The organism is Candidatus Nitrosocosmicus franklandus (assembly GCF_900696045.1).
In the GTDB taxonomy this organism is placed as follows: domain Archaea; phylum Thermoproteota; class Nitrososphaeria; order Nitrososphaerales; family Nitrososphaeraceae; genus Nitrosocosmicus; species Nitrosocosmicus franklandus_A.
On record NZ_LR216287.1, the window covers coordinates 1429010 to 1443602 of the forward strand.

Annotated in this window: 14 protein-coding genes; 8 read left to right on the forward strand and 6 right to left on the reverse strand. The window is 31.1% G+C overall.

All coding sequences use genetic code 11. The annotated features are described in order from the left end of the window. Nucleotides 1-522 precede the first annotated feature (522 nt). Complete coding sequence (locus tag NFRAN_RS06710; RefSeq protein WP_134484050.1) at nucleotides 523-990, reverse strand: hypothetical protein; 468 nt, start codon at nucleotides 988-990, stop codon at nucleotides 523-525. A 387-nt stretch (nucleotides 991-1377) separates the two neighbouring features. On the opposite strand from NFRAN_RS06710, the gene NFRAN_RS06715 reads away from it, so the two are divergent. From NFRAN_RS06715 to NFRAN_RS06740, 5 genes are all read left to right on the forward strand, one after another. Further along, nucleotides 1378-1677: a hypothetical protein gene (locus NFRAN_RS06715; protein ID WP_134484052.1), complete on the forward strand. Its 300-nt coding sequence runs from the start codon at nucleotides 1378-1380 to the stop codon at nucleotides 1675-1677. A gap of 466 nt (nucleotides 1678-2143) precedes the next feature. After that, on the forward strand, nucleotides 2144-2713 hold the full coding sequence (locus NFRAN_RS06720; RefSeq protein WP_134484054.1) for an NADPH-dependent FMN reductase: 570 nt from the start codon (nucleotides 2144-2146) through the stop codon (nucleotides 2711-2713). Nucleotides 2714-3192: 479 nt separating this feature from the next. Beyond that, a complete protein-coding gene (locus NFRAN_RS06730; protein ID WP_134484058.1) occupies nucleotides 3193-4041 on the forward strand; it encodes a DsbA family protein in 849 nt (282 codons plus the stop codon). Then, the gene (locus NFRAN_RS06735) at nucleotides 4042-4557 is read left to right on the forward strand and encodes a hypothetical protein (protein WP_134484060.1); all 516 of its coding nucleotides are present in this window, start codon (nucleotides 4042-4044) and stop codon (nucleotides 4555-4557) included. It abuts the gene before it with no gap. Nucleotides 4558-5782: 1225 nt separating this feature from the next. Then, nucleotides 5783-6298, forward strand: a complete 516-nt coding sequence (locus NFRAN_RS06740; protein ID WP_172602186.1) for a hypothetical protein — start codon at nucleotides 5783-5785, stop codon at nucleotides 6296-6298. A 787-nt stretch (nucleotides 6299-7085) separates the two neighbouring features. Here the strand turns inward: NFRAN_RS06740 and NFRAN_RS14130 are convergent. Next, nucleotides 7086-7310, reverse strand: a complete 225-nt coding sequence (locus NFRAN_RS14130) for a nitroreductase family protein (protein WP_197731148.1) — start codon at nucleotides 7308-7310, stop codon at nucleotides 7086-7088. Further along, entirely contained in the window at nucleotides 7301-7600 is a 300-nt protein-coding gene (locus tag NFRAN_RS14135) for a nitroreductase family protein (RefSeq protein ID WP_197731149.1), read from the reverse strand. Before NFRAN_RS14135 ends, NFRAN_RS14130 begins: the two co-directional genes overlap by 10 nt. A 417-nt stretch (nucleotides 7601-8017) precedes the next feature. On the opposite strand from NFRAN_RS14135, the gene NFRAN_RS06750 reads away from it, so the two are divergent. The 3 genes from NFRAN_RS06750 (at nucleotide 8018) to NFRAN_RS13760 (ending at nucleotide 9778) form a co-directional block, all read left to right on the forward strand. Next, nucleotides 8018-8305 (forward strand): hypothetical protein, encoded by a 288-nt coding sequence (locus NFRAN_RS06750; protein ID WP_134484063.1) that lies wholly within the window; start codon nucleotides 8018-8020, stop codon nucleotides 8303-8305. Between the two features lie 104 nt (nucleotides 8306-8409). Further along, on the forward strand, nucleotides 8410-9018 hold the full coding sequence (locus NFRAN_RS06755; protein ID WP_134484065.1) for a hypothetical protein: 609 nt from the start codon (nucleotides 8410-8412) through the stop codon (nucleotides 9016-9018). A gap of 601 nt (nucleotides 9019-9619) precedes the next feature. Continuing rightward, on the forward strand, nucleotides 9620-9778 hold the full coding sequence (locus NFRAN_RS13760) for a hypothetical protein (protein ID WP_172602187.1): 159 nt from the start codon (nucleotides 9620-9622) through the stop codon (nucleotides 9776-9778). 840 nt (nucleotides 9779-10618) lie between these two features. Here the strand turns inward: NFRAN_RS13760 and NFRAN_RS06760 are convergent. The 3 genes from NFRAN_RS06760 to NFRAN_RS06770 form a co-directional block, all read right to left on the reverse strand. Continuing rightward, nucleotides 10619-10804 (reverse strand): hypothetical protein, encoded by a 186-nt coding sequence (locus tag NFRAN_RS06760; protein ID WP_134484067.1) that lies wholly within the window; start codon nucleotides 10802-10804, stop codon nucleotides 10619-10621. A gap of 1 nt (nucleotide 10805) precedes the next feature. Next, nucleotides 10806-11087, reverse strand: a complete 282-nt coding sequence (locus tag NFRAN_RS06765) for a hypothetical protein (RefSeq protein WP_134484069.1) — start codon at nucleotides 11085-11087, stop codon at nucleotides 10806-10808. 1418 nt (nucleotides 11088-12505) lie between these two features. Continuing rightward, nucleotides 12506-14365, reverse strand: a complete 1860-nt coding sequence (locus NFRAN_RS06770; RefSeq protein ID WP_134484071.1) for a trypsin-like peptidase domain-containing protein — start codon at nucleotides 14363-14365, stop codon at nucleotides 12506-12508. Nucleotides 14366-14593: the final 228 nt, after the last annotated feature.

A 14593-nucleotide genomic window follows, 5' to 3' on the forward strand; every position in this document is an offset into this window, starting at 1 on the left:
TTTGAATACCTTTTGTATGTGTTAGATGAAAACCAAATAAACCCTGTATGAATGTGATATAGATTTGATCATTGTCAACATATGTGAATAGAGATAAAGACTTACTTAAATTGGTCCATTTCTATCTGTAAGTGTGACAAAATTATTTAGAGCCAAATTGTCTGTTATTATCCATAACATGAATATGAATTCTCTGAACCGTGTTAGGTTCAACTATATTAAACGTATGTGAGTTATGTCAAATAGAAATGTCTTTGTTATCACAATATCTGCTGATTATTATTCCAGGGAATGTAGCTGACATAATTTATTAATTAATTAATTCTAGTAAGATGTTGTGTTTGTGATTATAGTTCAATGTTCTGGAAACCATTTTCATTAAACAATGATGTGTATTTGTATTCATGTTATTTTACCTTAAGTTAGAAATAGTAAATTTTAATATGAAATGACAGTCTAGAAAAGTATCCAAGGATAATTTGTTATTATTGTATATATTTTTTAACTAAAGGTGGAACTATACTAGTGACCGCCACAAGAACATGATGAACCTGCATGTAAATGATCATCATGAGAATTCACCTTTGTCATTCCCCTTTTGCGGTACTCCTCTTGTGCTTCTGATGTATTTGTTCCAGTTTGGCTTCCGGAAGTAATGGTCTGATCGCTTGGATCCCTTTTTACAGCTGTTGGTTCGTGTTCATTTATTTTTGAGGGTGTCATGTGCTCATTTTCTCTATACGCTGTCAAAGGATCATCATCTCTATTTACATCTGTTCCATGTTCACCTTCTTCGTATTTTCTATCTACTCCATCTGTAACAGCAGTGGTAGTAGAAGAAGTAGAAGAAGAGTAATTATTTGAAGTATTAGTAGTATAAGATGAATCTACAGTGTCTTTTGTGTTGTCTGCAACATCCTTTGTTGTATCTACAACTGTATTCTTTATACCCATAACTTTGTCCTTGATTTTATCAATAATTCCACCCATTATTATTACAAATATACATTTTCAACATAGTATATTAGGACAATATTTAATTTCCATATTTACACGGTTATTTCTTCTTTGATTAGGTCTGTTGTATGATTCGTAGTTAGAATAGGTCGGTTACTTTAGCCAAACTATCATCAATCTAACCAACTAACCGTAATAATAGCTCAGTCAAATTATAAACACCACTCTAATGAGTTAAATAGAAAAATAGTCTGTTCATGATGAGATCATTACTTAGTATTTGTAGGAATTCAGAGTTTGAATGAGACAGCAATTCAAAAATTCTAAATTTTACTGTACAATTTTAATATACCAACATTCTATTTTTTTGTTCTTATATTGTTTTTAAGCTTTCTATCATATTTATTATGTTGATTAATCATGGCTTTAGTAACTAAAGATCGTAGATCAAAAGAAAGAAAGGAACGCAATACACATTATGATTCCTTGTATGATGTACTTTCATATCTTAGTTATTATCCAATTCCGTTAACAAAACACCGCCTATCAACAAACAAGAATGTATTATCATTACTATTGTCCAAACATTTAGTCAACCCAGTAACTGACAAGGATTTACTATTAAATAGTGGATATGAAGACGTTACTCATTATGTTATATCTCAAAAAGGCATAGAGTACATCAAAAGATACGAATCCCTTCAACAGTTGATTTCCTGATATGCCTAATCTATAATTCTTATTGTTTAGAAATCCTGCAAAATTGATAATTTGTCATGTCATGCTCACTTTATGTATGCGTCATAGAGGAGGATATTGATCAGATATACATCTCTCTATTGAGAAATGTTAATAATCAAAAGGTTTGACATATAACCAACACAAATTACTTTTGACTATAATGTTCCTTTGCTACTGAATGTTTTACCTCAGACTTTCAGAGGAAAAGTCAATAATAGACGAACCATGACTACACTTTTGGATGCATGGTAAAGTTTTGTATTATAAAGCAGAGATTGTTGACTCATTAAAGGCTAATGTTTAAAACATTTCAAAAAATTGACAATTATACAGTATGAAATCGTTTTTGGCCAGTTTATAAAAATTCTAATACAGATATATTCTAATCACAAAAGAAATTTATTGTGATTATTTTAATAGCCACGTGTCATTCATTTAAGTTACATTGGCATATATTGCAGTTTTTGTTGGATCAGTTAGAAGAGACAGAAAAGGAATTGCGGTAGCTAGATGGATCGAGAAAAAACTACAAGAAAGAAACCACAAAGTTTACTTTATAGATCCAATGGAACTAGACTTGCCGTTGCTAGACAGAATGTATAAAGAAATGGAGAATCCTTCTGAAAAACTTGTGCAACTACGAGACAAAATCAAAAATGCAGAGGGATATATTCCAGTTACACCAGAATATAACCGAAGTACATCAAGTGCATTAAAAAATACTCTTGATTATTTTTTAGAAGAATATTATTTCAAACCTTCAGCTATAGTTTCCTATTCTCCAGGCATGTTTGCGGGGATCAATGCAGCACAGCAGCTAAGATTGATATTTGCAGAATTGGGTTCGCCATCGATACCGTCGTCATTTGCAATACCAAGAGTGCACAAAGTGTTTGATGAGAAAGGAAATTTAGTTGACGAATCATATGATAAAAGAATAAGCAAATTTCTTGATGAGTTTGAGTGGTATGTAAACGCATTGACATTTCAGAGATCTAAAGGTACTCCTTATTAATTGGTAAATACCTTCATCAACTTCAACTTCAACTTCAACCAAATATTCATCATTAAATAATACTTTAATATTCTGATATGTCTTCTATTGATAATAACAATATCTACAGATGTGAGGAATGTGACATGACCTTCAACAATGAAAAAGATTTTTTAGAACATAAGAACTATTCAAAATTTCGAAGTGAGGGATCCTGCTGGCAATAATATTAATTTATGATAAAGGATTTCAATGGATTCTGAAATAGACCCTGACATTTTTACGATAAATCTAAAATAGTAGTAGCATGTATATGCATTTTCGCACCTTATCTCGTCCAATTCAAAAAGATAATTGCATACTAATTGATATTTTATATAATCTATATAAAGTATCCAAACCCATACCCATGATCAGTTGACAAGTAAACATATTCCATCTTGCCCCTGTGTATGGTATCGCAGGCTTTTTAAATCTATTTTACAACAATTGATCTATTCATGTCCCCTAAATTTACTATTATTAATACCACTAAAAGTATATTCAATAATTTAACCAAAGACACTCAATTAAATAACTTTGGGAGAAGTATCAAGATCGTGTTTAAAGGAGCGCCTCCATACAACGAGTCAATTTTCAATTTTTTTTCAGTATCATCATCTCTTGTCATTGTAATTTTTACATTATCGCTAGTATCAAATTTCACTTTTACAGATTCAAATCAGTATATAGTAAAAAATATTGCTTTTGCACAAACTCCTGATGATAACCTAACTCTATCCAACCTAATTAATCAAGGTTCATCTTATTACGGAAATCTTAGCTCTCCACTAGTTATAGTAGATTTTAGTGATTTTCAATGCCACCTTTGTAAAAGATATGTAGACAATACAGAACAGCAAATCAATTCATCATATGTCCAATCAGGTAAAGCAGTGTATGTATTTAAGCATCTTCCAAATAGAGGATTTGATTCTAAAAATACTTCGTTAGCGGCCCAGTGCACAAACGATCAAGGGAAATTCTGGGAGTTTCATAGGATTTTGTATGCAAATCAAGGTTCAATAGATTCGGGCTGGGCCAATAACGAAAACTTGAAGAAATTTGCTTCGCAATTACCTAATCTTAACATTACCGAGTTTAACTCATGTTTTGATACTAGAAAATATGAAACATACATAGACAGGGATATTTCCTTGGCAAATTCTTTAGGGTTTACAGAAACTCCGTCTTTTATTATAATGAATAGCGAAGGCTCAATTATTGAAAAGATTCAAGGTCCAAAGCCTTTCCCAATATTCAAGGCAGTTATAGATAATTTGGAAAAACAAAATACTGTGGTAAACTAAATGTCAAGCCTTTTTGCATTTGCATTCAAAGTGGCATATGGTTCAAATCCAATTTTATATATTGGATTAACTATTGTGGTTTTTACTTTGTTTTGGATTTTTTTTAATGTCTTTGATGAACTTCTATATTTTTCTCCGATACTTTATTTTTATCTGCCAAACGATGCTATAGCTGGATTTATTTTATCTACTATCAGTGCATCTCTATTGGGAGTTGTTGTTTTAATGAACATTTATCTTATAAGAAATTCAAGTATCAAATTTGATAAATCATTAATTTCGAGTTCTTTTTTGACAATATTATCTAGTGCTTGTGCTAGTTGTTCTTCAATAGGGTTTGTCATAATTACTACTTTTGGAAGTGCAGGTGTCATTGCTACTACCTTCATTACGAATTATCAAATACCCTTACGATTGGCTGCGGCAAGTATTTTGATTTTAGCTCTATATACCGTTTGTCGCAGGGTGACAAATAGTTGTTTATTAGACAACAAACAACATGAAAATCAAAGATAAAAATAATCACATATTTTCAGCGCACCCTTATTACATAAATAAACAGTAAATCGTAAATGAATATAGCTTCGCTAAAAGATAATAGCATATTATAGAAAGTGAGGCCGTTAATTTATGATCTCGTTTTTCTAGCAGGTGCATGTTAATTGCAAGGATGGATAGACACTAATAAAAATTGTATATTTTAGAAACCGTCGTTATCTACTTTTTTAGACATTAGTTTGTAATCTTAACGTTTCCCTAATTATAAACTCCAATTAATAAGACTACTTATTTACTCATATCTAGTCTAAGATATTACTAAAGTGAAATATATTTAAATTCAAGATATTGTGTGTTTCAACTTTTGTGTTGATTATTTTTTCTTTAATGGGACTAGGTTTAATGCCTTAGGGGTTGGCAATTATCCTATTTCATTTGATACAATAATGCGTGCATGTTGATGGTGAAATCATATGTGCATTAGAAAAAATTGGTCTGTAAATACCCAATTTAAGAAACGATCATGACATCATGCAATTCGACAACCAACAATATTCTTTAGAATCAAAAATTTATTTACTAGCAAAAAACCATTCAACTGTTATAGAATTTGATATACATTGATCTTGTAATGAAACAAAATGTCAAAGTTCTCAAGCATATCATAAATTATTTTTTTATGTCATCTTGATCCATCGCTAATTTTTTCATCAACCACTAAGTACATCTCTTTTCTATATGCAATTTCGAATTCTAGCCGATCAATCATATAATTGAAATTGATGAATATCTATTATAATATCATATTTATTCGGATATAAACAAAACAAAAGGAAATCACCGAATCCTACAAACATTATTCCATTAACGTAAGAAACATCATGTAAGATGATCACATTGACTAAAAGTATATCAAATACCGTCATCAATAATAAAAAAATGAATCGCAGTATAGAGCAGTACAACAAATATTGTCAACTAATTCTTCAAGGTAATCTTCATTCAAGTCTTATTACATAATAGTTTCATATTATCAAAAACATTTATCAGTATAATACTATCGATTCTAAACTGTAGCAGGTTGAATAAACAGGAAAATTATAATCTAACAAGCATTATAGACGATAAGAAGTTGAAAGGATCTTGGTCATGGATTCATAAAGCATCACTTTATTAAAAACTGTTGATAAATTTAGTAATCATTAAAGAAATGCTTTAATTACCAACATTTAATTGATGTTGAATGAAAATGCATACGAAACATAACAATGTTAAAGACATATTTTTATATGGTTTATTTATAGTAGCGTTGGCTAGTTTAACATTTGCTACTAGTCAAATAGTATCAGTAGAAAATGGAAACAACATAGTATCAGCTCAGCAAGAGGAAGAACAACAGCAACAAAATCAATCATCGTCATCGGTACCCCATAATGCAAAAGGACATGAATCTCATCAAGTAATAATTTTTCAAAATTCTAGTGACGGCACAGCCTATTCAGGGACAGTAACTTTCAATCTCTCAAAACCTGCAGATATCATATCTTTTGAAGAGATTACAGATGAACAATCTACTGATAATGTAACCAAGAATATCTGGGAAGTTGGAGACAGGAAATTTGTACCAAATACACTTTTAAAAAATGTAACGAACGGAACTGTTAACTTTAATGGAAGTGGAATATTAGCACATAGTACTTTGGGTGATGTATATATAGGTACATTTACTCTAAATGATGTAAAGACTACAAGAAAGTAATAATTCATAAATTTTTTTTGCCGCCTACGCCGAATTTAGAATGAGTGTTATCTGTACGGTACATTCGCACTCACTCACTCACTCTCTATTTACGGATTATCAATGCACGAAAAGAAGTAAGGGTCAAAAATAAATCCCAGAAAAGAGTTGACACGAGCTTAAAATGTTGTCAATTTTGAGATGCGAGATGTCAATAGATTTTGCAATAGAGCATTTACAAAAAGAATTAGAAACATTATAAAACAGCACAACTAAACCAACAACACTATAATTTAAGGATTCCAGTAAGCTATTACACATTAACCCTCGAGAGCTATGAAATGATACCAAATTATGACATTATTGGATTGTAACACTAGTTAAAATTATTTCTCATTAATCCTTTAAATAAGATTGTCATTCCAAGAGCAATCCATAAATAGAAAATGTTGAACGGCAACAACATATGTATGATTATTGAAGATAAGTTGTTGATATGATGATTCATTTTTAATAGATCTTAGATAACTTTGGCCAACATCGCTTATAACGTGTTTATAAATTATGTCGGCTGATAGTATTATTTATGCTGCAAATGCCATCATTATTATCATCATTCTCATAACCGTAATCGTCATCATACCCTCTTTAACAAGAAACAATGTATGATTGACTTTTACCTGTTAATTAACTCAAATTCAAAATTCAGATTTGAGACTATCTTTCATTGTAACGATGAGTCATGACAAGGATTTGTGCTATTTATTTATTTATTCGTTCACTATAACATTTTGAGTTCGATACTGGGTTAGGTTACACCTTCAGAATTTCCATAAGATTCGTTAAAAACCAATTCGTTTAGCGGTTTACGATTTTTTCTTTTCCCTGTAATAGACTTTTTAGGAAATCCAAAACCTACAACAGCAGAAATGCTCAAATTCGTAGGAATTTTAAAATCGTCTCTCATTTTATCTTCGCGTATGTCAGTATATATTCCTGATCCAATTCCATTATCCCACGCTGCTAGCTGCATATTCTGTATAACCCTTCCTGCATCAAGTAGATGAAAACATACTTTGGATCTGTCAATACTATAATAGCAAAATTTGCTCCACCTATCCATTTTCCGCTAGTGCTGTCGTCTGACAATTTTTTTAGGTTATCTTGTTCCTTTATAACTATGAATCTCCAATGTTGAGTATTTAGACCGCTACCACTATATCTTGCAGAATCAAGGATTGTAGATATTATGTGCGAGGGGACATTCTCTTTGCCAAATTTTCTTATATCCAGTTTTGTGACAATACATTCCTGAGTGTTCATACACTACTGCACTATATACTAGGATTCAGGAATATTTAAGAAATTTTGATTCTTGTTAATATTAAAACCGTGTATGGAGTAGTATAACAAGTTTTTTCCATTTTTCGTAGAGGACTCTTAACTATTCTAATACGTAACGTCACGAGTTCTGAAGAAGTGGATGTAGAATGAGATAATAACTTATGTACATGCCAGATCGGTACTGAATACTAATATTTAACAATTTACCCTATGTGTACATATATTACACTGCGTAATACTTATAAACATGTTTTAACATACACCTGTATGAATAAACCTAAGAAATTAATAGAATTGTCCATCACAAACACAACAAAACAAATGAAGAGACTTCAAAAATTACCCCAGCGCAATAAAAAGTAACTGATCGGATCATTTCAAGGAGTGCATAATACTTTGCAAACAGAAATTGATAGGTCGTATAATGAGAAACAGCAAAATCAACTACTAAGGTGGTGGCAGCAACAGCGTCAGACAGACAATACTTTTACTAATGCATTTAAAGAATTCAACGATATAAAGAGGAAAATATTAGAAATTCTAACTTACAATGAAGTTGCAAATATAGTATGCAATAGCGATAGCTGTATTGTATCCAAATTTGATACTGCTATCGATATAAAACAGGTTTCAGATAAAAATAAGGAAACAGTTGAAATGGAACTACTAACGCACACACTCTAGAAACCAAATAACGGATATGAATATGGCAAATAGAAATGAATTGATCTGTATTAATGTGCTTTTAGATTCAATATCAATTCCAAAAAATAATACTAAATAAGCTAATGGGTCGCTCCATTCCCTCGTTCAGGATGTTAATAGATATTCAAAGACTAGAATGGACAAATTTCAGGAAAGAACTAGGTAAAAAAGATAAACAAATTTTCAGCAAGTTATTTCTAATTCCTAAACTATACGGTCATGCATCATCTAGTCTATCCAACTCAATAACAATTGAACCTATAATTCTCAGTATTTTATTTAACAATTCCAAATCCATAAATCAAATACGTAAAGATTTGTTGCATAGATGTACAAAGTTTGAATATGATATTATTGAGGAAAAAATATTTCAAGATTCTACTGCTACAACAATACAATCCGACATCATATTGAATGCACAATATAATAATACAATTTATGAGCTAAAAAGATTTAGTGAAGCTCTAAGTATAGAAGATGAAATTATTTTTTTGAATATCATAAGCAACTGTTATCGGGGTTATAAAAATTCACTTCATTCAGATATCAACAACAAAATATCACGATTCAACAGTTTCAGAAATATGCCTTTGTTTATGGCGATTATTCTATATCAACAAAAGCATATAGATTTAATCAATAAATTCTTGACTAGACACAATATTAGAAACTGTAACAGTATTGTAGAGTAAATATATTAGCTATAGTGACTGACTCGATGTCTACAACTGTTGCAGACTATGACTTTCCCCATTTGGTTTTGTTCTTGAATAAAATACAATTATTACTGATTTCATGATCTGTATCTCCATATCCATATGAACATAATTTTGCATTGGCTTGAGTTCATTATTCTAGAATCCTCCACTGTTTAACCATAATTACAAATTCATAGCTAAATAAAAGAATTGATACAAATTGTGATAACGAGAAGAAGTTTTTGAATGTCATGCCAAAACATATCAAATTAAGTTTCATAATACTCTCTTGTTATCCATCTTTGCAGAATGATAAAATAAGGTTCTTAGAATAATAACATTATTGTACAACACAATCAATAATACTAAACCCTCAAGGTAATGCTCATAAACACTGATTTTGAATCATGTTTACGTACAATTAGATTGCAGTATAAAGATTATAAAGTATGCATAGTGGATATCATTGATATTATCGATGATTTGTATTAACTAATCTGATCTTTACCTTGATGCAAAAAATTAGAATTATGTATTTATACAGTTGATAAAGATTATTATTAATTATATAAACAATATTAACTATTCGTATTTAATGACAGACAATGTTATTGATGACGTTGCAAAGAAAATGAAAAATGCATCTCAGGACGCAGAAGCCAAAGCACAAACAGCTAAAGATCACGCAGAAGGAAAGCCCAGTTCTGAAACATTAAATAAGGCAAAAGTAAAAATTAGAGACGCATTGGATTAAGAACAAAGTTATTCATCCAAATAACCATCTATTTTTTAGATTGTAGATAACAAGCTAAATCCGAGCTATTAATATTTGTTAGTATTACTATCACTATAGTATAATACTGAATGATCTGTGACAAATAATCCAATTAATACCAATTTACAGACAATTCTAGGATAATTGGTATTGCAGCCTTACCTGATATTGGTAAGAAAGATTCTAGCATGTACACAAACTCCAATCGCATCAGACTTTCCTTTTCGCAGATATCGACAATACAAAGATCCGATATGGTGTAACAGGTGGTAGTTCTTGTCTACTCAGGACTCTACAACCATATATAGGTTACCTCAGCAGTGAAATTATAAAATATTAAAATAATAATTCTTACATACATATAAGCAATATATCTAGTCGCATCAATTACTCGCAGGATGTGTATAGAGACTAAACTTTTATCTTTTTATTTCTACATGTGTGCTACTCCAAATAAATTTCAAACCAGATAAATTAAGCACAATGAAAGGTTACTAAACTATATAAATTCGGTTCATTAATTGATTTATTGAAACCAAAAATAGCAAAAAAATTTACCTGTGTACATAAATTACTATTACCGACCATGGTTAGGTGAATACAACATGGCATTGTCAACACAGGCATAGTTGATGAATATGCTCTCTCTATTTATTAGGTGATTGGAACGATCCGATGAGATCGAAGACAAATTGAGATGAAGTAGTTATTAATTATCATTTATATTATCTTTATTTGGTTCATATCCATTACAACAAACATGTGGGGCTATTACCCCTGAATTTTTTCCAAAAATGTCCGGTCCCTCGTCTGACACGATCATACACTTCCACCCATTGAATCTATCCAATAGATACAATTATAACAAAAATAACCTCTGCGTAACTCGGATGTTTTAAATTCCTCTCTTTCAAGATATCCCGTTTGCAGTTTTGATTGTTTTTGAAATTTGGTTGAATTCCCAACAACATCTACAGCTTTTTCGACAACATTCTTATCTGACAACTTATTTTATCTCCTCTTCGTTTGGGGCCCATAAAGAACATATTCCATGTGGGGCTATCTCATTTGATGTCTGTCCATGTAGATCTTGACCCTCATCTGTAACAATCGCACAATGATTTGGCTTCATAAAATATATACAATTATAACAAAAATAACCTCTATGGGTATCGGAATTTCTAAAATTACTTAATTCCATATAACCCGAGGAAACCTTTGTTAATTTATTTAATTCAGTTGCCTCTTGCGGAATTTTTTGTGTAGATAGAAAACCAGTGGTACTCATAACAAATATGTAAAAACATACTATAAATATACGCAATAATTATTAACGACATCAAGTCAAAGGTAAAAGTATCACTATTTATAATTTTTTATGCTGTTTGCATCATTAAAAATTAAACCATATTTAACAACTGGTTTGAATATGTGTATATAAGAATAATATATTGAATTTATTTTGCATGTTTTTTTAGATGTTACCATATGTCGTAAGTTCTTAAACTTTATAACAACATAGCAAATGTAGTGACTTCTAGATTTCTTCAATATCATTTTTCTTTGTTAGAAAATATTTATTTATGATATTGCGATTTAGAAACTTATTGGAAAAACCGATTATGAATTCACAACGATGAGTTTCAGAGATCTTATTTTTTTATTCGTTGGCAGTTTCCTACTTTGACAAATTTAAAGACTATATTTTTGATAAAAAGAATATAGTGAATGATTCTTGCCGTCGTATATGTATATGATATTTTACCTATCCAAATTATATATTTTTTGTGAATTGCTATATGCAATCTTAACTAAATTAACGTCAGACATTGATTGATCGCTACATCGAAATAACTTTCTATTCTAATTTTTCCTTATAACTTCAGTTACATTCTATTTACTAATCACATCATCTATATGGTTTTTTTTGATCCACTAATATCCGCATTTTGATCTTTTTCTCCCTAGTTGTACTATTTATTATTACATTAATTATAGGAAGATTCGATATTCTTATGCATACGATGCTATTATATTAAGAATAGCAGAGTTATGAATAGATATCCATTATGCTTCTCCTTTTACTAATTTTTATCATTAATCGAAGCACTTGTACGAGAGTAGTCGGAGTAAGATAAGTGATCTACAAATCATTTGTTTAATTTGATATCTAATTTGGTATAAAGCTATTTAATTTGTAGTTCTAAATAGTATAGTTGTATATGACATAAAACATCGAAAGGATGAAATAATGTTGGATAACTGATTCTGCGATTATTTCATAAACTTCTGAAAATTACTACATTTCGCTTATTAACCGTGGTAACAATATTTTAGTATATCCTAGAGAAAAAGTGTTGGGGGTTATATGCGTGTGAATCTATAATCAAATAGCAATAGATTCACAGCTACTTGTTCCATCACCTGCAGGCATAAAAAATACGAGACTTGAAAACCTTTATCAAAGGATACTTATTCACTAAAAAAATGAGCCTTTAATACTTCTAAACTAGGATTTATCATTAAACCAGCTGTTAGATATTTAATCGGATAGCAAGTCACGCACAACTTAAGTTAGACAATATACGATCAGAGCGTAGCAGTTATGTAGCGCAGACATTTTGTTTTAAGATGTAATACAACTCTAAAAGGATACTAAAAAAGAAACTTTTTGATTATTGATATGATAAAAAAAGAGTTGTTTTCCTATCTTCCAAATAGCCTATCACAAGCCTCCTTTCCCACTATTTGAACGCATTGATTGTAGATATCATCGCTAAAATCATCAAAAGGATTGAATGGTTGTTGGAATGGGAATTCGTCCCTTGGAATATTTGGAGAAAAAGGAGGAAGAATATTTTCTGTCTGATCCGGCTTAGGCCCCGCCTTTAATATAACAGGGATCTCTACTGTGTCATTATCTCGATATACGGTAAGTTGAACGCTGTCTCCCACTTGTTTAGTAGAAAGTACTTTTCTGATATCCTCTACAGATCCTATTGTAATATTCTCGATTTCAAGTATTATATCTCCACCAAGTTCTATTTGATTTCCATTAATATTGGAAGTAATATATCCTCCTCTAATTCCGGCCTCCTCAGCCGAACCATTTCTAAGAACATCAATGACAAGAAATCCTTTTTCTCCTCCGTTGATAACGCTAGAGGGTACATTCATTTGTCGAGCTATTTCAGGTGTAACATTAATTCCTGTTATTCCAAGAGATGGATTGTTATCATCTTGTATTTCCTGTGTAAGCGCATTGTCTATAATTGTAGAGTTAGGCCTTGCAGCCAAAGTCAGATCTATTTCTTGTACTTGCCCATTTCGTATAACTGTAAGAGTAACATTTTCTCCAACCTTCTTTTCTCTATCCAGATAAGACAGTAAATCATCTATTTTTCTAATTGATTTATCATCAATTCCAATGATCACATCTCCTCCAAGTTCTATCTCTCTTCCATCTATTTCTGTCAATATTGAGCCACCTCGTATCCCAGCTTTCTCAGCGGGACTTCCAGAGGTAACTTGTATTACCAAAAATCCTGTAGTATTCTGAAGGTTCATCATTTCCGCAATATCTGAGTTTATATCTGTTCCAGACACTCCCAAGTAAGGATGTTGGTATTCACCCGTAGCAATGATAGAGGGAACCACTTTTTGTATCAAGTAAGAAGGTATTGCAAATCCTACTCCTGAATACACACCTGTAGCAGAGAAAATGGCAGTATTGATTCCTATAACCTCGCCTTTCATATTTAGTAAAGGTCCTCCTGAATTTCCCGGGTTTATTGCAGCATCAGTTTGTATTATATCGGGAATTGAAAAAGCAGGTGTATCTTCTATAATGGATCTTTGACTATTTTCAGATGGCAAAGCCGGAAGAACCCTTCCAAGACCGCTTACGATTCCTTCAGTTATGGAAGCCGACAGTCCAAAAGGATTACCTATAGCAGCAACTCTTTGCCCAACATCCACTTCAGAAAAGTTGCCAATCGATAATGGCTCCAACTTTTCAATGACTTCTATATTATTTTCTACGTCAATCTTTAAAACGGCTATTTCAGCAAATGGATCTACACCAACAACTGTTGCTTTATAGCCGGTACCATCAGTGAATGTAACATCAAATTCTCTATTGATAGTATCTCCTGCTACAACATGATAATTTGTAACTATATGTCCCTCCTTGTCATATACAAAACCGGAACCCAAGCGAGATGCACCAGGTAAATTTGAATCTTGTGTAACCTGCACCACAGAATGCTCCACTTTATCATAAAGTTTAATTAAATCCTCCTGCAGAGATTGATCAAAACTATTACTTGATGATATTGTGTTGTTGTTATTGTTGTTTATATTTGTAGAATTGTTATCATTTTTAGTTATATTTAATGATGTTTGTTGTTGTTGAGCAAAAGCGTCAATAAAAGTATAGTTTCCAGTAACTAAGAGATTATTTGCATTCGGTATAAAATAAAAACCTAAAGACAAAGTAACTACAACTATTGCAACAAAAGACATCAAAAATTCGCTCTTATCGATTAGCTTCGTGTTATAGGACATGAATGAGTTTAATTGTTAAATATTATATTTAAAATGTACTCACCGCTTGCCAGGTAAATTTTTGTCTATGAAACTCCATGTTGTTATTTCATTTGAAAATCCTAATTACGGAAAATAAAGTTCAATGTAGTGGAGATAAGATAAATTGAATTACAATGACGATTTATATTTGTGTTAGAAAATTTACATTTGTAAAGCCTCATAGTTAAATATGTTATTTACTGATTA